General features: G+C 40.7%; 26 protein-coding genes, 1 other RNA gene, 3 pseudogenes and 1 riboswitch. Of the genes and pseudogenes, 9 read left to right on the forward strand and 21 right to left on the reverse strand.

Annotated features, from left to right (window positions below; all coding sequences use genetic code 11):
• Positions 1-486 precede the first annotated feature (486 nt).
• Positions 487-789 carry a hypothetical protein gene (locus SD31_RS10860; protein ID WP_156138324.1) on the forward strand — a complete coding sequence of 101 codons (303 nt, stop codon included), beginning with the start codon at positions 487-489 and terminating at the stop codon, positions 787-789.
• Between the two features lie 101 nt (positions 790-890).
• Here the strand turns inward: SD31_RS10860 and putP are convergent, their stop codons facing one another.
• Together putP and lon are read right to left on the reverse strand one after the other, a co-directional pair.
• Entirely contained in the window at positions 891-2,393 is a 1,503-nt protein-coding gene (gene putP, locus SD31_RS10865) for a sodium/proline symporter PutP (RefSeq protein WP_039054131.1), read from the reverse strand.
• Positions 2,394-2,484: 91 nt separating this feature from the next.
• Positions 2,485-4,973: pseudogene (gene lon / locus SD31_RS10870) on the reverse strand (endopeptidase La).
• A gap of 318 nt (positions 4,974-5,291) precedes the next feature.
• Here lon and SD31_RS10875 point away from each other — a divergent pair.
• The gene (locus tag SD31_RS10875; RefSeq protein WP_039054132.1) at positions 5,292-5,960 is read left to right on the forward strand and encodes a tetratricopeptide repeat protein; all 669 of its coding nucleotides are present in this window, start codon (positions 5,292-5,294) and stop codon (positions 5,958-5,960) included.
• 55 nt (positions 5,961-6,015) lie between these two features.
• On the opposite strand, the gene SD31_RS10880 is transcribed toward SD31_RS10875, so the two are convergent.
• From SD31_RS10880 to SD31_RS10915, 9 genes are all read right to left on the reverse strand, one after another.
• Complete coding sequence (locus SD31_RS10880) at positions 6,016-6,306, reverse strand: DUF1801 domain-containing protein (RefSeq protein WP_039054133.1); 291 nt, start codon at positions 6,304-6,306, stop codon at positions 6,016-6,018.
• On the reverse strand, positions 6,285-6,641 hold the full coding sequence (locus SD31_RS16155; protein WP_082021924.1) for a DUF1801 domain-containing protein: 357 nt from the start codon (positions 6,639-6,641) through the stop codon (positions 6,285-6,287). Before SD31_RS16155 ends, SD31_RS10880 begins: the two co-directional genes overlap by 22 nt.
• Positions 6,642-6,659: 18 nt before the next feature.
• The gene (locus SD31_RS10890) at positions 6,660-6,998 is read right to left on the reverse strand and encodes an iron chaperone (protein ID WP_197053671.1); all 339 of its coding nucleotides are present in this window, start codon (positions 6,996-6,998) and stop codon (positions 6,660-6,662) included.
• A 78-nt stretch (positions 6,999-7,076) separates the two neighbouring features.
• A complete protein-coding gene (locus tag SD31_RS10895; RefSeq protein ID WP_039054134.1) occupies positions 7,077-7,595 on the reverse strand; it encodes an SRPBCC family protein in 519 nt (172 codons plus the stop codon).
• A 3-nt stretch (positions 7,596-7,598) separates the two neighbouring features.
• Positions 7,599-7,958 (reverse strand): DUF1697 domain-containing protein, encoded by a 360-nt coding sequence (locus SD31_RS10900; protein WP_039054135.1) that lies wholly within the window; start codon positions 7,956-7,958, stop codon positions 7,599-7,601.
• Between the two features lie 52 nt (positions 7,959-8,010).
• Entirely contained in the window at positions 8,011-8,133 is a 123-nt protein-coding gene (locus SD31_RS21350; RefSeq protein ID WP_082021926.1) for a DUF1697 domain-containing protein, read from the reverse strand.
• A 32-nt stretch (positions 8,134-8,165) separates the two neighbouring features.
• Positions 8,166-8,585, reverse strand: coding sequence for an SRPBCC family protein (locus SD31_RS10905; RefSeq protein ID WP_039054136.1), 420 nt, complete (start codon positions 8,583-8,585; stop codon positions 8,166-8,168).
• 24 nt (positions 8,586-8,609) lie between these two features.
• On the reverse strand, positions 8,610-9,074 hold the full coding sequence (locus SD31_RS10910; RefSeq protein WP_039054137.1) for an SRPBCC domain-containing protein: 465 nt from the start codon (positions 9,072-9,074) through the stop codon (positions 8,610-8,612).
• A 73-nt stretch (positions 9,075-9,147) separates the two neighbouring features.
• Positions 9,148-9,585 carry a copper resistance protein NlpE gene (locus SD31_RS10915; protein WP_082021927.1) on the reverse strand — a complete coding sequence of 146 codons (438 nt, stop codon included), beginning with the start codon at positions 9,583-9,585 and terminating at the stop codon, positions 9,148-9,150.
• Positions 9,586-9,608: 23 nt separating this feature from the next.
• Between SD31_RS10915 and SD31_RS10920 the strand changes: the two genes are divergently transcribed.
• Entirely contained in the window at positions 9,609-9,944 is a 336-nt protein-coding gene (locus tag SD31_RS10920; protein ID WP_039054138.1) for a HopJ type III effector protein, read from the forward strand.
• A gap of 31 nt (positions 9,945-9,975) precedes the next feature.
• Here SD31_RS10920 and SD31_RS19210 read toward each other — a convergent pair whose 3' ends face one another.
• Both SD31_RS19210 and SD31_RS10930 read right to left on the reverse strand, forming a co-directional pair.
• Positions 9,976-10,245 carry a hypothetical protein gene (locus tag SD31_RS19210; protein ID WP_231561492.1) on the reverse strand — a complete coding sequence of 90 codons (270 nt, stop codon included), beginning with the start codon at positions 10,243-10,245 and terminating at the stop codon, positions 9,976-9,978.
• 188 nt (positions 10,246-10,433) lie between these two features.
• Complete coding sequence (locus SD31_RS10930; protein ID WP_039054139.1) at positions 10,434-10,808, reverse strand: DoxX family protein; 375 nt, start codon at positions 10,806-10,808, stop codon at positions 10,434-10,436.
• A 154-nt stretch (positions 10,809-10,962) separates the two neighbouring features.
• On the opposite strand from SD31_RS10930, the gene rnpB reads away from it, so the two are divergent.
• Positions 10,963-11,356, forward strand: an RNA gene (rnpB, locus tag SD31_RS15500) — RNase P RNA component class A.
• Between the two features lie 56 nt (positions 11,357-11,412).
• Complete coding sequence (locus SD31_RS10940) at positions 11,413-12,777, forward strand: sigma-54-dependent transcriptional regulator (RefSeq protein WP_039054141.1); 1,365 nt, start codon at positions 11,413-11,415, stop codon at positions 12,775-12,777.
• Between the two features lie 29 nt (positions 12,778-12,806).
• On the opposite strand, the gene SD31_RS16685 is transcribed toward SD31_RS10940, so the two are convergent.
• The 8 genes and pseudogenes from SD31_RS16685 to SD31_RS20965 all read right to left on the reverse strand — a co-directional run bounded on the left by SD31_RS16685 (position 12,807) and on the right by SD31_RS20965 (position 19,670).
• Entirely contained in the window at positions 12,807-12,980 is a 174-nt protein-coding gene (locus tag SD31_RS16685) for a hypothetical protein (RefSeq protein WP_156138325.1), read from the reverse strand.
• Between the two features lie 148 nt (positions 12,981-13,128).
• Complete coding sequence (locus SD31_RS10945; RefSeq protein ID WP_039054142.1) at positions 13,129-14,310, reverse strand: homoserine dehydrogenase; 1,182 nt, start codon at positions 14,308-14,310, stop codon at positions 13,129-13,131.
• Between the two features lie 68 nt (positions 14,311-14,378).
• On the reverse strand, positions 14,379-15,686 hold the full coding sequence (locus SD31_RS10950; RefSeq protein ID WP_039054143.1) for an O-acetylhomoserine aminocarboxypropyltransferase/cysteine synthase family protein: 1,308 nt from the start codon (positions 15,684-15,686) through the stop codon (positions 14,379-14,381).
• Positions 15,687-15,932: 246 nt separating this feature from the next.
• Positions 15,933-16,046, reverse strand: a riboswitch (SAM riboswitch).
• Between the two features lie 162 nt (positions 16,047-16,208).
• Positions 16,209-16,995, reverse strand: a pseudogene (locus SD31_RS10955) (AMP nucleosidase).
• Between the two features lie 104 nt (positions 16,996-17,099).
• On the reverse strand, positions 17,100-18,347 hold the full coding sequence (clpX, locus tag SD31_RS10960; protein ID WP_039054144.1) for an ATP-dependent Clp protease ATP-binding subunit ClpX: 1,248 nt from the start codon (positions 18,345-18,347) through the stop codon (positions 17,100-17,102).
• Position 18,348: 1 nt separating this feature from the next.
• A pseudogene (gene clpP, locus SD31_RS10965) lies at positions 18,349-19,051 on the reverse strand (ATP-dependent Clp endopeptidase proteolytic subunit ClpP).
• 81 nt (positions 19,052-19,132) lie between these two features.
• Positions 19,133-19,378 (reverse strand): type I restriction enzyme HsdR N-terminal domain-containing protein, encoded by a 246-nt coding sequence (locus SD31_RS20960; RefSeq protein WP_316929856.1) that lies wholly within the window; start codon positions 19,376-19,378, stop codon positions 19,133-19,135.
• Positions 19,356-19,670, reverse strand: a complete 315-nt coding sequence (locus SD31_RS20965; RefSeq protein ID WP_316929857.1) for a type I restriction enzyme HsdR N-terminal domain-containing protein — start codon at positions 19,668-19,670, stop codon at positions 19,356-19,358. Before SD31_RS20965 ends, SD31_RS20960 begins: the two co-directional genes overlap by 23 nt.
• A gap of 22 nt (positions 19,671-19,692) precedes the next feature.
• Between SD31_RS20965 and holA (SD31_RS20970) the strand changes: the two genes are divergently transcribed.
• From holA (SD31_RS20970) to SD31_RS10985, 4 genes are read left to right on the forward strand one after another with little or no spacing between them, the layout of a single operon-like run.
• The gene (gene holA, locus SD31_RS20970; protein ID WP_316929858.1) at positions 19,693-20,274 is read left to right on the forward strand and encodes a DNA polymerase III subunit delta; all 582 of its coding nucleotides are present in this window, start codon (positions 19,693-19,695) and stop codon (positions 20,272-20,274) included.
• Positions 20,261-20,710, forward strand: a complete 450-nt coding sequence (holA, locus tag SD31_RS20975; RefSeq protein ID WP_316929859.1) for a DNA polymerase III subunit delta — start codon at positions 20,261-20,263, stop codon at positions 20,708-20,710. The genes holA (SD31_RS20970) and holA (SD31_RS20975) overlap by 14 nt, the downstream gene beginning before the upstream one ends.
• A gap of 7 nt (positions 20,711-20,717) precedes the next feature.
• On the forward strand, positions 20,718-21,281 hold the full coding sequence (locus SD31_RS10980) for a hypothetical protein (RefSeq protein WP_039054146.1): 564 nt from the start codon (positions 20,718-20,720) through the stop codon (positions 21,279-21,281).
• Entirely contained in the window at positions 21,282-21,479 is a 198-nt protein-coding gene (locus SD31_RS10985; RefSeq protein WP_039054147.1) for a YwbE family protein, read from the forward strand.
• Positions 21,480-21,833: the final 354 nt, after the last annotated feature.

Genomic DNA, 21,833 nt, shown 5'->3' on the forward strand with positions numbered 1-21,833 from the left:
CMACCTTGCAAGCCTTGCTTAGCCATAATTTTGGTAAAGCCTAAGCCAAAATTGTATAAATTCGATTTACTTAATCCTTCTCGCTTTGCAAGGCTTCCAATACTGTCTTTACCTCGTAGAATAGTGGTTACTAGACGTAACTTAAAATTGAAATTATACTTCTGTTTTTTACTCATAAAAATGCCCCAAATAAGTGTCTAACTTTTTGGGGCATGTCTAAAAAAAGGGAACTTTTTTGTTTGCTATCTAAAATTAAATTTTAATACCTCTATAAAAAGTGATTCTTTCAAATTATCAAGTAAACGAAGAATCATGTTAAATATTGTTAATTATTTAAAAAAATATTTATTTTTATTCTAAACATTTTATAAAAGCGCTTATCTTTGTGATATAGCTAAAACCACTATTGAAGCTATCAATTAAACCAATACCATTCACGGTTGTCAAATATTAAGGATGAATATAAATAGTACAAAAGTATACCATATGTTGAAAGTCGGAGTAGCCACTCTGACCATATCTTCTTTTGTATTGTTGAATGCTTTGACAGCAGTTAAGGCAGAGACTCGTCCTGTCGTTGTGAATGTTAAAAATCACAAGGAAGAAACAGAAAAACTTATTACAAACGTTAAGGCCTCTTACAATCCCGTTGTAGGTCAAATTCTTGTTTCTTTCAACCTTGCCAAGCAGTCCGCCGTAACCATCAAGCTTATGGATGCTTTAGGCAATGAGGTGTTAAACCTCTATAACGGTACCTTGGAAGAAGGTACCAACAGTCACGTGATTTGAAACTGCGGAAAAGATAAATCCGGGTTTCTATTTTTTGCGAGTGGCATCCGGTGCCGAAACTGTTGTAAAACGGATTTCTATTAAATAATTCCCTTAAAAAACTAATTTTCTTGGTTCTTTTCAGCAATCATCTTGTTGAAATCTTCCTCTATTTTCGGATTGGCTTTGTATGTCAATAAGGAAATGATAACAGTGGCTAAAAAGCTTATCGCAAAACCTGGTATTATCTCGTACAGCGCCTTATAGTCATGCGGGATGTATACCCAAGCCAAAACGGTTGTGGCACCTAGTGTCATTCCGGACACAGCTCCTATAAGGGTGATCTTTCTCCACATTAAGGAGAGGATAACAAGAGGACCGAAGGCTGCGGCGAAGCCTGCCCAAGCGTTACCAACAAGATTTAGGATAGTGTCCTTAGGCGTTAGCGATAGTAAGAATGCAACTAAAGCGACAACCAACACGGAAAGGCGACTTACCAGCATCATACGTTTGTTGTCAGCATTCTTGTGAAGAAAAGTTTTATAGATGTCTTCTGTCAAGGAGCTGGAGGTTACTAACAGCTGAGAGGATATAGTGCTCATTACGGCAGCTAAAATGGCAGAAAGGAGAAATCCTCCGATAAGAGGGTGAAATAATGTTCTAGCTAAGTAAATAAAGATGGTTTCGGCCTGCTCTTTGGAGTTGTCGAAAAAGTTTACTTTGCCGGGAACATGCTCCGCTATATACGCTATACCGAATAAGCCGATGAGGATTGCGCCACTCATTGTCAATATCATCCAGCTTATACCTATTTTACGTGCCTGTTTCAGATCTTTAGCCTTTTCTATAGCCATAAATCTTACTAAAATATGGGGTTGCCCAAAATATCCCAGTCCCCAAGCAAGCAAAGAAATAATACTGATTGTGGAGGTGCCTTTAAATATATCAAGGTAATGGTCGTCTTTTGTCCTGATAATATCTAGTGTATGCGGAAGTCCATCTAAATGCCATAGCATGACAGCAGGTACTAGGATTAACGCAATAAGCATGATGGTGCCCTGCACGAAATCTGTGAGACTCACGGCGAGAAATCCACCCATAAAGGTGTAAAGTACTACCACAAAGCTTGTGGCAATAAGTCCTGTGCTATAATCCATGCCAAAGGCGGATTCAAAAAGTCTTCCTCCGGAAACCATACCTGCCGAGGTGTACAAGGTAAAAAATACCAAAATCAATATACTGGATATAATTTTTATAGTACCTGACTTGTCTTTAAAACGATTTTCAAAAAATACAGGAAGAGTAATTGAATTGTTGGCCAGCTCCGTATAGATACGCAGACGTGGCGCGATAAGCAGATAGTTAACGTACGCACCTATAGTGAGTCCTATGGCTATCCAGGAAGCTGAAATTCCGGAAAGATAAACTGCTCCCGGAACTCCCATGAGAAGCCAGCCACTCATATCTGCAGCCCCGGCAGATAATGCTGTGACTGCAGCTCCTAGCTTACGACCTCCGATTAAAAAATCATCTGAACTGTTTTTTGTCTTAAGATAGGAGTAAATACCTATCAACACCATTAGCAGGAAATAAAGTCCTATAGATATTAATTCGTAAAAGCTCATATTATCAGGTTAGTAGAAGCTAAGATAGTCAAAAGACATAAAAAAAGCGCTATTCTTTCGAATAACGCTTTTTCATAAAATAGCAAAGAATCTATCTTTTATCTTCTTTGTTTTCTTCACGTATAAAACGCTCTATATTTTTAGGATTTTTTACTTTGCTGTCCAACAAGGCAAGTTTTATTACTTCCGACATTTCAGTAACGTAGTGGAATTTCATATCCTTGATATAATCCTCCTTGATTTCGAGTATGTCTTTCTCGTTGGATTTGCACAGGATCACTTCCTTAATGTTGGCGCGTTTGGCGGCAAGGATTTTTTCTTTGATACCCCCTACAGGAAGTACTTTGCCTCGTAAGGTGATTTCGCCGGTCATAGCCAGCTTTTCTTTAACCTTGCGCTGCGTGAAAAGAGAGGTAAGCGCTGTCAGCATAGTAATACCTGCCGAAGGACCGTCTTTTGGTGTTGCTCCAGCAGGAACGTGGATGTTTACATCCCACGTGTCAAAGACTTTGTAATTGATGCCAAATTCTTCTGCGTGAGAGCGGAGATACGCCATAGCTATAGCGGCGGATTCTTTCATCACATCCCCTAGGTTTCCGGTAAGACTCAATTTTCCTTTTCCAGGGCTTAGACTGGATTCAATGAAAAGAATGTCGCCACCCACGGCTGTCCAGGCAAGACCTGTCACTACGCCGGCAACCTCGTTGCTTTCGTAAATATCTTTGTCAAAGATTGGTGCTCCGAGGATTTCTTCTACCATCTCCGGTGTTACATTTGGCGAATACGGCTTTTCCATTACTTTTTTCGTCGCCACACCACGGACGATAGAACCTATTTTCTTTTCTAGGCCGCGGACCCCAGATTCTCGGGTATATTCTTCGATGATTTTTTCTATGACCTTACTTGAAAGGGTAACATCTTTCGCCTTGAGGCCGTGCATTTCGCGCTGCTTCGGAAGCAAGTGTTTCTTGGCTATTTCAATTTTTTCTTCGATAGTGTAGCCATTTACTTCAATGATTTCCATTCTGTCTAGGAGAGCAGGCTGGATGGTGCTTAGCGAGTTGGCTGTAGCGATGAACATCACCTTCGAAAGGTCATACTCCATTTCCACGTAGTGGTCATAGAAGTGTGTGTTTTGTTCCGGATCCAATACTTCCAATAAGGCAGATGATGGATCGCCCTTAAAGTCAGCCCCCAACTTGTCTATTTCGTCCAACACGAATACGGGATTCGATGTTCCTGCTTTTTTCAGCGACTGTATGATACGTCCAGGCATTGCACCGATATAGGTTTTACGGTGTCCACGAATTTCGGCTTCATCACGTACGCCACCCAACGCCATCCGGGTATATTTACGTCCCAACGCTTTGGCAATAGACTTCCCTAGTGATGTCTTACCCACTCCTGGAGGGCCCACAAGACATAGGATGGGGGCTTTCATGTCGTTCTTCAGCTTCAGGACAGCCAGATACTCAATAATACGCTGTTTGACTTTTTCTAGGCCATAATGATCCTTGTCCAGAATCTTGATAGCTCTGTTCAGGTCAAATTTATCTTTGGTGTATTCACCCCAAGGCAAATCCAATAGGAGCTCCAGATAGTTGATTTGTACGGAATAATCGGCTGCGGCAGGATTGATACGTGCCAGCTTTTCGATTTCTTTGTCGAAATGTTTTCCAACCTCTTCCGGCCATTTTTTGGATTTTAGCGCGTGTTTTGAGATTTTCTATCTCTAGGTCTGGCGTGTTGCCACCCAATTCTTCCTGAATTGTCTTAAGCTGTTGGTTAAGATAGTAGTCACGTTGCTGCTTGTCCAAATCCGTACGTACCTTGTTCTGGATTTGATTTTTTAGTTCCAACAGCTGAAGCTCTGTGGTCAGATATTCCAACAGCTGTTTAGCCCTTCTGACGAAATTTTTTGTTTCCAGCAAGCCTTGCTTTTCCGGAAGTTCTATCGCCAGATTGGAGGAGATAAAGTTTATCAGGAAGGTAGGACTTTCAATATTGCGTATAGCTATTCCTGCCTCCGAAGGAAGGTTAGGGGACAGCTGTATGATCTGCAAGGCCAGCTCGCGTATAGAAGATATCAGTGCTTTGAACTCTTTACTGTTGGTCTTCGGCTTATCTTCCGCAAAACGTTCTACCCTAGCTTTGATATAAGGTTCGGACTGTACCAGGTCTTTCAGCTTGAAGCGTTGCTTACCTTGGATGATGACGGTCGTATTGCCATCCGGCATTTGCAACACCTTGATGATCATAGCTACCGTTCCGACTTTATGAAGCTGTTCGAAGCCGGGGTCTTCCACGTTCATATCCTTTTGGGATACGACACCTATGATTCTGTCCGTTTTGTATGATTCTCTTACTAATTTGATAGATTTATCGCGACCTACAGTTATAGGTATAACAACTCCGGGAAATAAAACAGTATTGCGTAAAGGTAAAATAGCTAACGTCTCTGGTATATCTTCGTTGTGCATTTCATCTTCATCTTGCTGGCTTAGTAAAGGAAAAAATTCAAGTGTCCTCACTAATAATGGGGATAGCTTGATTGAAGTCGAATTTTTTGATTTTGCTCATAGTATAGTATAATGTCTTAAATATCCGACATGTTGTCAGAATTTATGCTATTTTTTTTTCTTTTATATAGTGGTATTCATTATTGCAAGAGCAATGCCAAATGAAAATTTTGGTATTATTTATGCTATAATATCTAGGTAACTGTAATTTCGTCATATAAAAGACCACAGTGTGTCAGTATGAAGACATTGAAAAACCGTATATTTAGCGCAGCATAGTTCCGCTATATATTGTGGAAATGTGTATAAGTATTTGTTGATGACTTAAACTTATTATCTCAATTTTACTCTAACAGAAAGAAACATAATTACAATAGATATGAACTTTAAAAATTTGAATAGCAGATTGAAATCGGTAAAGGTGGGCATTTCTACATTAGCTTTGGCTTTGTTGACGTTGACAGCGTCAGCCCAACAGGAAGAACATAAGAATCCTAATGTGCGTATGGGACAGAAGGCCTTGCTTGACGGTGATTTTAAATCTGCCGTGACGCATTTGAAGAAAGCATTACCTGCCGAAGCAAACGATCCGCACGTGTTGTATCTTCTAGGATATTCACAGTTCCAATCTGCGGATTTCAAAGAGTCTGCCAAAACTTTTGGACAAGTGATCGCCTTAGACGCTAAAAATGCCAATGCCTATTATTATAGAGCAAAAGCTAAAAATATACAGGCTGTAGACAAAGACTCGAAATTAACGATTGCCGAGAAAGAGCAGCTGTTGACTTCAGCGATTGAGGATTATTCGAAAGCTATAAATATCAACAATAAGGATGTCAAATTGTATCAAAACAGAGCTATTGCTTACCGTGATTTGGGAATCTTGAAAGGTACGGAAGGTGCTGAAGGCTATAACAAACAGGTAGCTACAGATGCTTATACAAAAGCTGTTGCTGACTTTGAAAAGGTGTTGAGCTTTGATGCTTCACGTAAAGATATTCAAACAGAATTGAAGAAGGCTAAAGTATATAGAGACTTGTTGAAATAATCAGCTCTAAATTGTTTTCAGACAAAGGGTGGAATGATCATCATTCCACCCTTTGTTATTTTATTCTTTCGTAATTCATCGAAATAAAGTCTATGGTTTCTTTTATCAATGCTTTAAGTACATTTATATCAATATCATCTAACTTTTTGATATAGATGCAGGCTTTTCCTTTTTTCATTTTCCCTAATCGTGCAATTAGCTCATTCTGTTGAGGTGTACCGCAATAGACGTATAGGGATATGGCTGATTTGCGAGGAGAAAAGCCAACAATGGGAGCTTCTCCCTCATGACCGGACTGGTATTTATAATGGTATAGGCCAAAACCTATGATACTGTTGCCAAACATATTCCTTGGGCATCTATTGTGTTATTCTTATCTCTAGGAAGTATTTTGCCGTCCTTGATGGTTTGAATACTTTCTTCAATATATTCTAATACTTTTTTCTCATCAAACTGGGAGCTGTCCGTAAAACGCCATTGGCGTAAAAATTTTGTTTTTCCTTCGGAAGCATTTACTAATACTTTGTAAGGATCTTTGAGGAATACGCCGTTATAAAACCATACAGAAAAGAAGTTTTCGAAACCTCTCCATCCAATAATGTTTTTACCATTGAAGGTGTATATATCCATACCCCATTTGTAGGGTTTTTGGAGCTGGGTTTTATGGATGAGAGCCTTCATCCTTTCGTCTAAATCTTTCTATTTTGTCGTATGTTCGTCCTGTCGGGATAAGACTTTATTTTCCAGCCTTTCTATGTTAAATCGCACCAATTCTTGAATGAGGCTTTTGTCGAGAGGGTGATGGTTTGGAATTTGGATAGTTCCTTTGGATGTTTTGTAGTTTACAAGCTTTTCCTTATAGACTTTTATGGCTTCTGGTCCTGGATAAAGTCCTATATGTTTAGCATGTTGGGCGAAATGGATAATATTTCCGTTACGCCAAAAGATAGGTATTCTATAGGAAATCTTTTCCTGTATCTGTAGGGGAGAGGCTTCTAAGATAATTTGTCTTAACTCATGGAGCCTTTTTTGAAACATTTTTGTCTTGGTTGGCATACTCGTCAATAGTGTTGAAATCCTTTTCTTTCATGTAGAGGTATAATTTCACTCAATATACTATTTTTCAAGTGTACTTTTGAGGTTTATAAGTCCTTGCTTGAAATCCTCATCCATATCGTACACCAGATTCATTATATTAAAGGGAAAGGGGATACGGCCTTCTATTTCCCAGCGAACACTACTTTGTTGAGGAGCAATAGAATCTACCTCTATAAAAGAATGGTTGGCCTGCTTGTTATCGTTGAAATAGATGTCTATATCTAGGCGTCTTCCTTCTATGATTTGTTTGATGACCTGTCTTCCGTTTCCTACTTTATTGCTTTTCCATGTGTAGGTAAAACCTACTGTTCCATCTTCTCCCAGATATTCCTTTTGGATATTGGGGTCTTGTCTGGACCATGGGTCAAATTCCCCTTGATTTTTCAGGTATTTGACTTTGTCAAACACCTCTGTGGCGTTGCGGTGGATGATAATTTCGCTTCCTGCGTGGAAGGTTTTGGGTGATATGGCAGCAATGACAAGTACTATGGCTACAAGTACTAGCAGGGAGATAAATACGTTTCTGAGAATTTTCATAGTTTATGTTTGGGTTAGTTCCATAAGTTTCAACATGGTGTTGATGTTTCGACTGGTGGCGCGAACTTTCAGCTTTTTCTCAATAAGTACATTGGACAGCTTGGACGTTGAGGCACCGCCCGGTATATAGTAATAGCAGACATCTTCTCTGATTTCAAGTTTATCATCATCTAAAGGCATGCTGCGTAAGACCTCAATATCATCTTGCTGCGGGATGCTGCCCAATAGTGCTATAAACGTTCTATTTTTTGGGTAATGTGTCGGAAAGGGATTGTTCTTTAAGAGTTGCTGAAGGCGGCATTTGTCCAAGACAAAAACCTCTATCTGGCGTCCAAGATGTTGTCTTATGCTTTCTTTGATCAAGATGTTTCACTTCCTGAGCCTTTTGTTTTGTCTGTAAGATGATATTTCCACTTTAAATGTATGTTTGTACGTTCTGAAAACCTTGGACTAATAAGAGTTTTCTCAGTATCTCCATTTTGATGATATTTGTTCCCGACACATTTACGGCCCGCAGCAAGATGATAAACGTGTTCATTTCTTATGCTAAGATGGTTGTCCCTAGCATACCTAAGGCTGTTGTTCTACAAATACTTTAAAATTATTTAAGATTGCTTGCCATCCTTCTTTTTGCATGTCTATAGGATTCATCTCTTCCGCTTCGAAGTCTATCAAAATAAGTGTATATCCATTTTCTTCATGGAATGACATATCCACTTTACGGTCATCGGTCATTTTGTACGAGATTTTCTGCAGCGGAATGATATCGAGATATTCTCCTTCGAAGTCGAAGCCGAAGCTACCATCTTTGGCTTCCATTCTATTTTTGAATTTGCCGCCGACACGAAGGTCGTTGCTGGATGAAGGACAGTGCCAGTCGTCACTGGCATGATTCCATTGTTTTATTGATTCCGGATTATTATAGTGCTCCCAGACTTTATCTATGGGGGCGTCCACTTTAGCAGAAATATGAATTACTTGTTTAGGCATAGTTGAAATATTTTATGGTTTTGATTATTGACTGTGGTTGTCGCGGATAAAATCAAAGGCACCGTTACGTAGATTGATGCCATATTCGAGATAGGCTTTCAGACATACCAAAAAGTTTGCCCATCCTTCCGTTTGACCTATGGCTTGTTGTACGGCGTCTTTATGGTCGGAGAAGTTGCCTTCTTTGACGGTAACTATGGTGGCGTCACCCGCTTGCTCCAACGCGATATCTACGGTCATCTGCGGATTAGCGGGATCCCAGTTGAAAGAGATTTTTTCGTTAGGAATGATGTCCTTGCAGTGGATAGGGTAGAATTCTTCAAACTCAGGGAATTTCCATTGCACGGTAGTGTTGCTTTTTAAAATTCCTGTACTATGTGCAACGAAATATTTGTTTATCCTGTCCGGATTGACGATAGCGTCAAACACCTCTTCTATAGGTTTTAGAATCTGTATCCGCGCTTTCGCGATTATTGGAATTTCCTCCATAGCTTTAAGTTTATAAGTTGTTAAAGTGATAAGGTGCAACAGACGATGCACCCGAATTACAAACTATCAGTTATCAGTTGACTTTATGCAGTGTCATTTGATCTATAAGCTCACTTTGTATGATGTTGCCTTCTTCATCTACCGGCAAAAGCATGTTTTCACCGACTTTATATTTTTCGTCCACATTATTCCCTTTGAGATGGACTATGGATCCGTTGTTATGCCACATAAATCTTCCGGAGTCCTGCACTGTGGTGTTGCGGTCTATATATTCAGCAATGTAGGCATACGTACCGTCTTCATATAGTTTTACTGTAGTGAAGATCCCGGGACAGTCTGCACAAGGTACTGTATCTTGATATATTCCGGCCCAATCCAGTGAATTTTGGGATGTATGTTCATCAGTGATCCGTAAGCTGTCAGCTTCTTGTTGAGTGCTGTTTGGGGTGTTTTGGCAACTTAAAAAGAGGCCTAATGTTATTCCCATTGTTGTTAAACTTGATTTTTTCATATCTTGTCTTTTTAATTTTTATTATGTCTCTTCAAGAACTATTACTTCATCTACAGACTAAACAAAAAGTATTCAAAGATGTTTTGGCATTTATTCAACAGCACTACAATTACCGCCCTACGTCCTTCCGGAATGGAGAGATCGTGAATGCTGCAAACGAGAATCAGGGCAGTGCCCGTATTCTGTATTTTGCCAAGCTGAACAATCTTTCGGAAGAAGATACGTTAAGCCTGTTTGCCGAGCACTATGAGGAGGTTAAGTTTACTCCGGAAGGCGATAGTCACCCGAACATACGGCAATTTATCCGTTATGGTTGGAGTGGTGTTGCTTTTGAACAGCCCGTTTTGTCTAAAAAATAACCAGCAGCCCTTTACTAGGCTGCTGTGTGTCTTATGACATCTTTTTAGAACCTTCATAGTGTATCATCCAAGGGATGCCGAACTTATCGATGAAAGAGGCAAATCTTTCGGCGAAGAATGTTTCTCCCAGACTCATTTCTATAGTTTGCGCATCTACGGACAAGGCGTCGAAGAGCTCTTCTGCTTCTTCGGCGGAGCTGGCATCCAGCATGATGTAGGCATTGGTGCCAGAAGTTGCACGCTGTCCCATGCCTTTCCAAGCAGTCTGTCCCCATAATATATTGATTGTCGTTGATAGCAATTCCGGTATTGTAATACTTTGTTTTTATCTTGTTCCGGAATAGGAAAGTTGGGGTCTTCAGGCATGTCGCTGAAGCGCATTAAAGAAATGATTTCTGTTTTGAAGGCAGCAGCGTAGAAGCGGAAAGCTTCTTCACAGTTGCCATTGAAATTGAGGTAAGCATGAATTTTGGCCATAATCTATAGTGGTTAGTTTTCGAGCATAGGTAAGTATTTCTTGCGGTTGTCTATGATAATCCATAAGTTGATTAGCAATAATATCAAAGCAATATGGATTGTCTCGGGCGCAAAATAGATATGTTGTAGGATGACACCCACCATAATAGGGAAGATGACAATTGCGCCTAAGGCTCTAGTTTTGGGGATAATGAATAACACACCACCCACAATTTCTATAATGGCTACCAGAGGCATGAGCCATTTTATCGTTCCAAAGGCTTCTGTTACTTTGGTAAGCTCTTCGCTCAACTCTGGAGTGGGTAAATACTGAAATAACTTATTTAATCCCGAATTGATAAACATAAGACCGAATAAAAGACAGGCAATAAACTTTAAGATTTTCATATTGGGCTACAGTTTAATTTAAAAATAATTTAGGTTTATTAATAGTTTATTAAAGTTAAGAAATTTTTGAAAAATAAAATTGTATTATGGCGTCACCGTTAAAGTAAAGTTTTTGTATGCGGAAGAACTTTGGTACCTTTGCAAACGCAAAAAGAAGCAAACTGGTTCTATCGCTGTCCTCGTAAGAGGAGAGAGGAAAGTCCGGGCAACGCAGAGCAACACGCTTCCTAACAGGAAGGCTGCCCCTTCGGGGGTAGACAGAAAGTGCCACAGAAAATATACCGCCACATGCTTGCATGGGGTAAGGGTGAAAACGTGAGGTAAGAGCTCACGGCCTTGTATGGTGACATACATTGCGGAAAACCTCGTGTGTTGAAAGACCAAATAGGTTGCGGGACTCAAAGGCTGCTCGTCTTTTCCTATCGTCGTTGACGCTAGGACCCGCAATGGGTAGGTCGATAGAGCCTGTGCGTGAGTGCAGGCCTAGATAAATGATAGAAGTCCTAGTCTTTAGGATACAGAACCCGGCTTATAAGGTTTGCTTCTTTTTGTTTTTCTATGAGCTTTTTGCTATTTTGCTAAATAATCATAAATCTTATTGCATATGACCACCATCCTGATAATTGACGACGAACGTCCTATTCGTAGCTCATTGCGTGATATTTTAGAATACGAAGATTATAAAGTCATCGATGTCGACAACGGTGCCGAAGGCTTGGAAATCCTAAAGAAGGAAAAGATAGACTTGGTGTTGTGCGACATTAAGATGAACAAGATGGATGGGATGGAAGTACTTTCGGCGGCGAAAGAGTTTTCGGAGACTCCTTTTATCATGATTTCGGGGCATGGCACGATAGAAACGGCCGTGGAAGCTGCCCGCAAGGGAGCGTACGACTTTTTAGAGAAGCCGCTGGACCTTAACAGGCTGCTGATTACCGTACGCAATGCTTTGGAAAAAGTTACACTGGTCAAGGAGACCAAAGTCTTGAAGCGTAAGGTATCCAAAACCAAAGAAATATTGGGTGAATCGCCAGGAATATCTTTAATAAAAGAAAGCATAGAGAAGGTAGCACCGACGGACGCCAGAGTGCTGGTGACGGGAGCCAATGGATCAGGAAAAGAGTTGGTCGCACGTTGGCTGCATGAGAAATCTGCCCGAGCGTCAGGTCCTCTTATTGAGGTAAACTGTGCTGCCATCCCTTCCGAGCTGATTGAATCCGAACTTTTTGGTCATGAGAAGGGATCCTTCACCTCTGCGGTTAAGCAACGTATCGGGAAATTTGAGCAAGCCAACGGAGGAACTCTGTTCTTGGATGAAATCGGCGATATGAGTCTTTCGGCACAGGCAAAAGTGTTGCGCGCCCTACAGGAGAACAAAATAACACGTGTAGGAGGAGACAAAGAAATCCCTATTGATGTACGTGTCATTGCAGCGACGAACAAAGATCTGCTAAAAGAAATAGAGGCCGGAAATTTCCGTATGGACCTTTACCATCGTCTGAGCGTGATATTGATCCATGTGCCTTCCTTAGCGGAAAGAAAAGACGATATTCCGATTCTTGCCAACGCTTTCTGTGAAGAGATCTGTGTAGATTATAATATTCCTGTGAAGGAAATTACAGATGATGCTATGCAGGCACTACAGGAACTGCCTTGGACCGGAAACATACGTGAACTGCGTAATATGATCGAACGTTTGATCATCCTCAGCGACAAAAAAATCACAAAGACTGAGGTAAACATGTTTGCCAACCCATCCGTATCTACCCATAAGAACGCTGTAGGGTCATCGATGATAGACCTAGACCGCATGGAAAACTTCAATGATTTCTTAAGTTTTGCCGAAGAGAAATTTTTGATACATAAACTGAACAAGAATTTTGGCGATATAGCCAAGACAGCAAGACAGGTAGGTTTGTCGGAAACAGAGCTGAAGAAAAAACTGGATAAATTTGGCGTGGAGATATAATGAAAAGGGCAAGTAATGCTTGCCCTTTTTTATTCGTTAAATTTTCTTTTTTGTCTTTTGTAAAGGATGACAATTACAGCTATGAGAATGATTGCACTGATGATAATATAGCCTGTGGCGGACTTTTCTTCATGCACGCTTTGTTCCTGCGCCAGACATAGCTGTATGCTTGCCAATAATGTGAATAAAAATAATCTTTTCATAAAATTGGAGTATAATTAGGTGTCTCCTTATAAAGCTATATAATATTCATCATTAAAGCAATTTTTGATCATGAAATAAATATTAAGAAAAAATCACTAACCTTTTTAGGGTTAGTGATGCAAAAAAAGCATTATATTACTTAGAGAACTAAGGTAGTTCGGCCAAGAAGTTACCTTCTTGGTTGATGAGTTCTTTCTTGTCCAGAATCTCCTGAAGATTTATGGTTCCGATGACATATTTATAATGTTCGCCATAATATCTTTCAGAGATATTTTTGAAGGTTACCTTATTTAAGAGTTCTTCGTCTTCGTAACGGAGGTAAACTTTCAAGTCGTAGTTTGTAGAATATTGCAGCTCTTGGGACTCCAGGTGCTTTTTATATTCGTAGCGATAGCCGTAACGCAAGGCAGCGATGTCGGACAATACCGCCGAACCGGTAGGGTGTCCACCTGCTCCTTTGCCATAGAAGAACTGTTCGTCGGCGAAGGCTGCTTTTACCAACACTCCATTATTTTCGTTCTCAACGTTATATAAGATATTGTCTTTGTTGATGAAGCGCGGCAACACATACAATACTACTTCGCTGTTGCTTATCTCTTTGGCATAAGGAATCAACTTAATTTTGTAGTTTTTCTCACGAGCAAACTGTATATCGGCGTCCCCTAATTTGTCAATACCTAGGTTGAGGATGCTGTCTGGATTGACAAAGATGCCATAGGCGTGCGAGGCAACGATAGTCAACTTGTATTTAGGGTCAAAGCCACCAACATCTAAGATGGGGTTGGTTTCGGCGAAGCCTAGCTCCTGTGCTTTTTTTAGGGCGTCGGCATAGCTTTGTCCTTCGTTAAATACTTTGGAAAGGATATAGTTGGAGGAGCCGTTGAAAATCCCGCTTACTGAATGCAGCAGCTCATTGTCATAGTATTCTTCTAAATTGCGGATGATTGGAATACTGCCACATACTGCTCCTTCGTACAAGAGTGAGGTGCCATATTGTTGTTGTAGTTCCGTAAGTTCTTGGAGATGTGTGGCAATCATTTTTTTGTTGGCAGAAACCCCATTCTTACCCGATGAAAGGGCTCTTTTGGTGATTTCGAAAGCTGCCTCGGCATCGTCGATAAGCTCGACTACGGTATTGATTTCCGGGTCATCGAGTATAGCATTGGCGTCTGTGGTGAATAGTTCTGCCGGCAATGAACGCTTTTTGTCGGCATTCTTAATGACAAATTTTTTTATTTCTAAGTTTAAGTTTTTTGTTTTGATAATGTCGTATAATCCTTGTCCCACAACTCCAAACCCGAACATTCCGATAGTAAGTTTCTTACTCATAAAATAAAATAACTGTAGTTTCTCTTTTCCCTTATTTTCTGATATTAAAAAATTAAGTAGTCAGAAGACTACTTAATTTTTTCGAAAGCTTGTGCTAAGTCGGCTTTGATATCGTCAATATGTTCGATACCCACGGACAGACGTAACAATCCAGGGAATACGCCGGCCTTAGCTTGTTCTTCTGTCGTAAGCTGCTGGTGTGTTGTCGCAGCAGGATGTATGATCAATGTTTTGGCATCTCCTACGTTTGCCAAGTGACTTATCAGTTGTAACGCATCGATGAATTCGTTCGCTTTGTCGGCTCCTCCTTTGATGGAGAAAGATAAAACGGCACCATATCCATTTTTAAGATATTTCTGTGCATTATGGTGATGAGGATGGCTCTTCAATCCAGGGTAGCTTACTTTTTCTACCTGAGGGTGAGCTTCCAACCATTGGGCGATTTCGAGCGCATTGTCCACATGGCGTTGCACACGTAATGATAATGTTTCCAAGCCTTGCAGCAATAGGAATGAGTTGAAAGGAGATAAGGAAGGACCGAAGTCTCGCAATCCTTCTACGCGTGCGCGGATGGCAAACTGTATATTGCCGAAAGGACCGTTTTCGCCGAACACTTCAGAAAATACCAAACCGTGATAACCTTCTGAAGGTTCTGAGAACTGTTTGAATTTGCCGTTACCCCAATTGTAGTTGCCACCATCGATAATCACTCCGCCGATACTTGTTCCGTGGCCGCCAATCCATTTGGTAGCTGACTCTACGACAACATTAGCGCCGTGTTCCAAAGGTTTGAAAAGATAACCTCCGGCACCGAAAGTGTTATCCACGATAAAAGGAATGTCATATTTACGTGCTACAGCAGCGATCTTGTCGAAGTCAGGGATATTGTAAGAAGGGTTACCGATAGTTTCTACGTAGATAGCTTTAGTCTTTTCGTCAATAAGCTTTTCGATATTTTCGGCATCTGAATCTTCGGCAAAGCGTACTTCGATACCTAATCTTTTGAAGGCTACCTTAAATTGGTTGTATGTACCTCCATAAAGGTTAGCGCCTGCAACGAAGTTATCTCCGCTTTCCAAGAGGTTGTTTAATGCAATAAACTGCGCGGCCTGTCCGGAAGATACAGCAACGGCAGCCACACCACCTTCCAATGCTGCTATTCTTTTTTCGAATACGTCGGTGGTAGGGTTCATGATGCGTGTATAGATGTTTCCGAACTGTTTCAGCGCAAATAGGTTAGCACCATGTTCTGCATTCTCGAAAACATATGAGGTAGTTTGATAGATTGGAACAGCTCTTGATCCTGTTGTTGGGTCGGCCTCTTGGCCAGCATGTACTTGTAAAGTTTCAAATTTTAAGCTTTTATTCTCAGCCATTTTCTTTTCAATTTTTTAGGTTATAAAAATATATGATGATTTACTCCTTAATAATAATGTATTCAGAAGGGTGGTCGTCTTTTATATAGCAATATCTGTAAGGAAAAATATTGCAGACGACTAGCGCATTCGCATGCACGAAATAGAATGTTTACGGGTGAAAAATGCGGAAAGGTGTTCCTTAACAGGAAGGTTGTCAATCGGATAATTTAATGTTGTCTTCGTTGAATATATCATAGTCTTTTACATTTATATGCTCTAAAACGACATGTTTTAGACAGGAATTGGCACCTTTTCAGCCTTTTGCTGCTGGTTGCCAGTGGGTCATTGAGCCAGTCTCTCGCCACTTCTTTATAAATCAAGACCAATCCTTGAAAGGTTTTGATTAGTAATATGCTACAAAAGTACTCGACAAAGATAGTAGAATTTTTGTAAAATTAAAATTAATTTAAAAATTTCTGTAAAACAAAAAGAGCGGCTTCAGAGGCCACTCTTTTATGTTTAATGTATGTAGGGCAGCACTTAAAACTTAAGATGTTTGACAGTCAATCCATTGTTGATAAGCTGTTTTAAGGCATCAATACCTATTTTGAGATGTGTTTCCACATATTTTTCGGTTACGGAAATGTCGGAATCCGCTGTTTTGACGCCTTCAGGAACCATGGGCTGATCAGATACCAATAGCAGGGCTCCTGTAGGGATTTTGTTGGCAAACCCTACGCTAAATATGGTAGCGGTTTCCATATCCACAGCCATGGCGCGGATGGATTTCAGATATTTCTTGAAAGACTTGTCGTGTTCCCACACGCGGCGGTTGGTTGTATACACCGTACCTGTCCAGTAGTCTCTTCCATATTCACGGATGGTGGTGGATATAGCCTTTTGGAGAGCGAAAGCCGGTAGGGACGGTACTTCGGGAGGGAAGTAGTCGTTGGACGTACCTTCACCGCGTATTGCTGCAATAGGAAGGATTAGTTCACCTACACCTATTTTCCTTTTTTAGTCCCCCGGTTTTTCCCAAGAATAGAACAGCTTTAGGCCTTACGGCAGATAGGAGATCCATGATGGTGGCGGCCATAGGGCTTCCCATACCGAAGTTGATGATGGTGATGCCGTCTGCGGTACATGCCTGCATGGCTTTGTCTTCCCCATAGATGGGTGCATCGTCGTGCATGGCTGAAAACAACTTCACATATTTGGTGAAGTTGGTAAGCAGGATGTAATTGCTAAACTCTTCTAAAGGCTTTCCTGTATATCTAGGCAGCCAATTGTTGACTATTTCTTCTTTTGTTTTAAGTCCTGGAGTTATAGGACTTTCTACTTGTTTTTTTTTCTTTCTTCATAGTACTAAATTTTAATGTTAACCCCAAAAGACACGAAACCCTCACTTTGGAGGAGTGAGGGTTTCGCTGCTTATGCTACTTTCAGCTTCTTGATATCTGCTTTGGCGAATTTTTGCTTCGCATATTCCAGCGTGATATGAAGCGTCTTGTCCTCACTCTGATCTTTTGTGGATGGAATCTCAAACATGGCATCCAGCATGATAGCTTCACAGATGCTTCTCAAGCCACGAGCCCCCAATTTGAATTCCCAAGCCTTGTCTACAATAAAGTCGAACACTTCCTTGTCAAACTTCAGCTCTATGCCTTCATATTCAAACAGTTTTGTGTACTGCTTAATCAAGGCATTTTTTGGTTCTGTCAAGATGCTCAAGAGCGCCTTCTTGTCTAGCGGGTTCAGGTGCGTCAATACCGGAAGACGACCAATCAACTCAGGGATTAAGCCGAAGCTTTTCAAATCCTGAGGAGTGATATACTTATAGAGGTTATTTAAATCTATATCTTCCTCTTCGTCTTTCATTTTATAGCCTACGGTCTGTGTACGCAGACGGTTGGCGATTTTCTTTTGGATGCCGTCGAAAGCTCCACCGCATATAAACAAAATATTGTTTGTATTTACGGTGATCATCTTCTGGTCTGGGTGTTTACGTCCACCCTGCGGAGGTACGTTTACGTTGGTTCCTTCCAGAATTTTCAACAGCGCTTGTTGAACTCCTTCCCCCGACACATCGCGTGTGATGGAAGGGTTGTCGCTCTTGCGTGCGATTTTGTCAATCTCATCGATATAGACAATACCTCTTTCTGCTGCCGCTACGTCGTAGTCTGCTGCCTGTAATAGGCGGGTAAGTATACTTTCTACGTCTTCTCCCACATATCCTGCTTCTGTCAGCACTGTGGCATCCACGATAGCAAAGGGTACGTTAAGTATTTTAGCTACCGTTTTTGCTAATAAGGTTTTTCCTGTTCCGGTTTCTCCGACGATAAGCAGGTTAGACTTTTCTATTTCTGTCTCATCGGAAGAAGTTTTTTGGTTTAATCTCTTATAATGGTTGTATACCGCTACGGAGATTACTTTTTTAGCTTCATCTTGACCGATAACATACTGGTCAAGGTGTTGTTTGATTTCTATCGGACGAATTAATTTCAATGTCGTCTGCAGCGACTTATTTTTACGGTGATTTAATTCTTCCGCTAAAATTTCACCCGCCTGGGTTACACAACGATCGCAGATATGAGCTCCGTCGCCTGCAATGAGCATTAATGCTTCATTTTTGCTGATACCACAAAAGGAGCAATGTATATCTTTCTGATTCTTATTCATTTTATATATTACTGTCTTTGCGAGGGACTAGCACCTCGTCAATCATACCAAAATCTTTTGCCTCCGAAGCTCTCATCCAATAATCACGGTCAGAAGATTTTTCAACCCACTCATATGTTTGTCCTGAGTGTTGTGAGATGATGGTATATAGCTCCTCTTTTACCTTCAGCATCTCGCGAAGGTTGATTTCCATGTCGGCAGCCACCCCTTGAGCACCACCTGAAGGTTGGTGTATCATCACGCGGGAATGTTTCAACGCTGCACGTTTACCTTTTGCTCCTGCAACCAATAGTACCGCTCCCATAGAAGCGGCCATACCTGTACATATAGTGGCCACATCAGGAGAGATATACTGCATGGTGTCGTATATACCTAAGCCCGCGTATACACTTCCGCCCGGCGAATTGATATATATCTGTATATCGCGTTTGGCATCGGTAGACTGCAGGAATAACAATTGAGCCTGAATAATGTTTGCCACTTGGTCGTTGATAGCATCGCCCAAAAAGATGATGCGGTCCATCATCAAACGGGAGAAAACGTCCATCTGCGCTACGTTGAGCTGACGTTCTTCCACGATATAAGGGGTCAAGTTGGTAGGTAATCTTCTTTCTACTCGTGAGATGAAGCCATCTACATGTTGACTACCAATACGGTGGTGTTTTATGGCGTATTTACGAAATTTCGTTTTTATCTATACTCATATATGTCGTTTTTTCTGTGTAAATATATAAAACTAAATATAAATTCCATTTTTTTGAAAAAAAATATAAAATTATGTCTCTCTAATGTGAATTTGGGATGTCGTCGATGAATTCGAAGGTGCCATTATCAAAATCTATCTTACAGAAATGATGTTCTATGCCGTTACTTACTAATAGGTAAGGTATACGATGTTTGGTGTTGTAGGTGCTTATCTGCTCAAAAGTTTTGGATGTGATCTTAACATGTGGAGCTTTAAATTCTGCTAAGATTATTTTCTCTCCTTGTGCATTATAGATGACCAGATCACTTTCTTTTTTGCATATCATTGACCACCAAGCCTCCCTCTATTTTCATTAACGACTTCGGATAATCCTTGTAATCATGAAGAAAATGAACCCAATGTTGTCGTACCCATTCTTCTGGCGTGAGGACAAGATTTTTTTTCCGCAATACATCGAAGACGTATATTTTGTTGTTAATGCGGGAAAGTTTCAGTGCTATTGGGGGTAAGTTTAAAGCAATGGGACTAAACATAGGCAAAGATACGAAATTACCTCCGAAAGAAGAAATTAGGAAGCTGAGACTACTATTTACAGCTATTCCTTTATCTTTCATCATAAATAGTTAATTTCGCAGTGATATGAAATTTCAGGATATTCTCAATAGTATCAAGCAGCGCAAATACAAGCCGTTGTACTTATTGCATGGGGAGGAGTCGCATTTTATAGATGTGTTATGTGAGGCTATTGAGAAAGGAGTGCTGGACGACGCGCAAAAGGGGTTTGATCAGACCATTTTATACGGCAAAGATGTGGATTTTTCTACCATCATCAATGCTGCGAAGCGTTATCCTATGATGAGTGACTATCAGGTCATCATTGTGAAGGAGGCGCAGGCTATGAAGTGGAAGGGCGAGGAAGAAGTAGAGCTGTTCAACAAATATGTGGAGAATCCTACGCCAACCACGATTCTGGTGTTGGCGTATAAGCATGGCAAATTTGACAAGCGTACCAAGCTTTATAAAAATATAGAAAAGGTGGGTGTCGCCTTTGAGTCGCAGAAATTATATGACGATAAGGTAGCTCCATGGATTGTCGGTGAAATACAAGAACAAGGACGTAAGATACATCCACAGGCGGCAGCACTGATGGCCGAATATTTAGGAACGGACCTATCCAAGGTTGCTAATGAAGTGCAAAAGCTGAATCTTGAACGTCCCTAAAGACAGAGAAATCTCTGTGCAGGATATCGAACAGAATATAGGTATTAGCAAAGACTTCAATGTCTTCGAATTGAATAACGCTTTAGGAAGACGCGATGCGGTGAAGGCCATCCAGATTGTAGACTACTTTGCTGCCAACCCTAAATCCAATCCTCCGATAATGGTTATGGCTACTTTGTACGGCTATTTTTCTAAGGTGTTGAAATACCATTATCTGGCAGATAAAAGTTCCAGCGCCGTTGCCAAAGAATTGGGCATATCTCCTTTTTTTGTGAAGGATTACGAGCTTGCAGCCCGAAATTTCAATAAGTCAAAGGTGTTTCACGTGTTTCATGTGTTGAAAGATTACGATCTTAAATTCAAAGGGGTGGAGGTGGGACCTCAAACCTCGGAAGGAGATTTGCTGCGCGAAATGATTTTTAAAATTCTAAACTAATTAATATATGAAAAAACTTTTACTAGCATGTCTGTTGTTGGGTACTTCTATGGCTGTCAAGGCACAGACTTCATTCTATACCCTCATTCAGGGAGGTGCCAACCTAGGTTTTGCCAATGAAGGCTACGAGGGAGCGTTCAGTGGATACACCGTTCATTTTATCTTCGGTAAAAACTACAATGAGCGTGCCTTCTTGGGTTTGGGCTTGGGAAATGAACGACTGAAAGGAACCTATAAGACCAACGATCCACATGCGGCCAACCAAGATAAGTATAAGTACGATCAGAACTTATTCCCTATATTCTTGGATGGACGTCTTCCTTTCGGTGAATTTAATGCCAACTCCAAAATTGGGTTGTTAGCAAATGTAGGTTATGCCGCGAAGCTGAGTGCTCAATACGACAAAGGAATGATGTTCAAAGGTGGATTTTTCTATTTGAGTGAAAATCCGGGAAAGACCAGCTGGACGGTGTCTGCATCATATGGTTATCAGCAGCTTACCAAGAATGTCTTTATGAAAGATTTTCAGCACCAGCATTTCAACATTTCTGTAGGTTTAATGTTGAAATAGATGCATGACGGTAGAAATAGAGCGGCCATCAGGCCTGGAATGCGGGTGCGCATAGTCTTAAAGAAAGACCAGCGTTCGGGACATCTGACGGAAGGGGAGGTAAAGGACATTCTTACTTCTTCTTCTTATCATCCGCATGGTATCAAGGTAAGGCTCACGGATGGTCAGGTAGGAAGAGTGCAAGAAATTGTGGAATAGGCGTCGGCCTATAAATAAGGGAAGGAGAATGTATTTTTTTTGAAGATTTTCTTTTTTAGAATTTAGTTTTTGTTGTACCTTTGTCCCTCGTGAAATCAGGCACTTTTGATCCGGTATATTCAGCAATCAACTTCAATGTAATCATTGAATCATCAAATATTTGATACGTTAGCCCTATTGGGTCTTTTTTTGTGTCCGGACGGATCATCAGTTATGGTTAAATGGAATTAATTTTTACAGTATAAATAAGAAATGACCAGCTACAGTAAATTACCCGCAATTTTAGTTTTAGAAGATGGTACTGTTTTTCATGGTAGGCTGCCGGAAAATAGAACAACTACTGGCGAAATTTGA

Source organism: Sphingobacterium sp. T2 (genome assembly GCF_000814685.1).
Taxonomy (GTDB): domain Bacteria; phylum Bacteroidota; class Bacteroidia; order Sphingobacteriales; family Sphingobacteriaceae; genus Sphingobacterium; species Sphingobacterium thermophilum.

Coding starts and splice junctions, on each gene's coding strand:
- SD31_RS10905 (WP_039054136.1), bottom strand. CDS start 8,585: ATGCCTAAACAAGTAATTCATATTTCTGCTAAAGTGGACGCCCCCATA.
- SD31_RS10950 (WP_039054143.1), bottom strand. CDS start 15,686: ATGGCTGAGAATAAAAGCTTAAAATTTGAAACTTTACAAGTACATGCT.
- SD31_RS10920 (WP_039054138.1), top strand. CDS start 9,609: ATGTCTCTTCAAGAACTATTACTTCATCTACAGACTAAACAAAAAGTA.
- SD31_RS10880 (WP_039054133.1), bottom strand. CDS start 6,306: ATGTTTGGCAACAGTATCATAGGTTTTGGCCTATACCATTATAAATAC.
- SD31_RS10980 (WP_039054146.1), top strand. CDS start 20,718: ATGAAAAAACTTTTACTAGCATGTCTGTTGTTGGGTACTTCTATGGCT.
- SD31_RS16155 (WP_082021924.1), bottom strand. CDS start 6,641: ATGAAGGCTCTCATCCATAAAACCCAGCTCCAAAAACCCTACAAATGG.
- putP (WP_039054131.1), bottom strand. CDS start 2,393: ATGAGCTTTTACGAATTAATATCTATAGGACTTTATTTCCTGCTAATG.
- SD31_RS10930 (WP_039054139.1), bottom strand. CDS start 10,808: ATGAAAATCTTAAAGTTTATTGCCTGTCTTTTATTCGGTCTTATGTTT.
- SD31_RS10910 (WP_039054137.1), bottom strand. CDS start 9,074: ATGGAGGAAATTCCAATAATCGCGAAAGCGCGGATACAGATTCTAAAA.
- SD31_RS10875 (WP_039054132.1), top strand. CDS start 5,292: ATGAACTTTAAAAATTTGAATAGCAGATTGAAATCGGTAAAGGTGGGC.
- SD31_RS10985 (WP_039054147.1), top strand. CDS start 21,282: ATGCATGACGGTAGAAATAGAGCGGCCATCAGGCCTGGAATGCGGGTG.
- SD31_RS20960 (WP_316929856.1), bottom strand. CDS start 19,378: ATGATATGCAAAAAAGAAAGTGATCTGGTCATCTATAATGCACAAGGA.
- SD31_RS10915 (WP_082021927.1), bottom strand. CDS start 9,585: ATGAAAAAATCAAGTTTAACAACAATGGGAATAACATTAGGCCTCTTT.
- holA (WP_316929858.1), top strand. CDS start 19,693: ATGAAATTTCAGGATATTCTCAATAGTATCAAGCAGCGCAAATACAAG.
- SD31_RS10945 (WP_039054142.1), bottom strand. CDS start 14,310: ATGAGTAAGAAACTTACTATCGGAATGTTCGGGTTTGGAGTTGTGGGA.
- SD31_RS10860 (WP_156138324.1), top strand. CDS start 487: ATGTTGAAAGTCGGAGTAGCCACTCTGACCATATCTTCTTTTGTATTG.
- SD31_RS10940 (WP_039054141.1), top strand. CDS start 11,413: ATGACCACCATCCTGATAATTGACGACGAACGTCCTATTCGTAGCTCA.
- clpX (WP_039054144.1), bottom strand. CDS start 18,347: ATGAATAAGAATCAGAAAGATATACATTGCTCCTTTTGTGGTATCAGC.
- SD31_RS21350 (WP_082021926.1), bottom strand. CDS start 8,133: ATGAACACGTTTATCATCTTGCTGCGGGCCGTAAATGTGTCGGGAACA.
- SD31_RS16685 (WP_156138325.1), bottom strand. CDS start 12,980: ATGAAAAGATTATTTTTATTCACATTATTGGCAAGCATACAGCTATGT.
- SD31_RS10895 (WP_039054134.1), bottom strand. CDS start 7,595: ATGAAAATTCTCAGAAACGTATTTATCTCCCTGCTAGTACTTGTAGCC.
- SD31_RS20965 (WP_316929857.1), bottom strand. CDS start 19,670: ATGATGAAAGATAAAGGAATAGCTGTAAATAGTAGTCTCAGCTTCCTA.
- SD31_RS10890 (WP_197053671.1), bottom strand. CDS start 6,998: ATGTTTCAAAAAAGGCTCCATGAGTTAAGACAAATTATCTTAGAAGCC.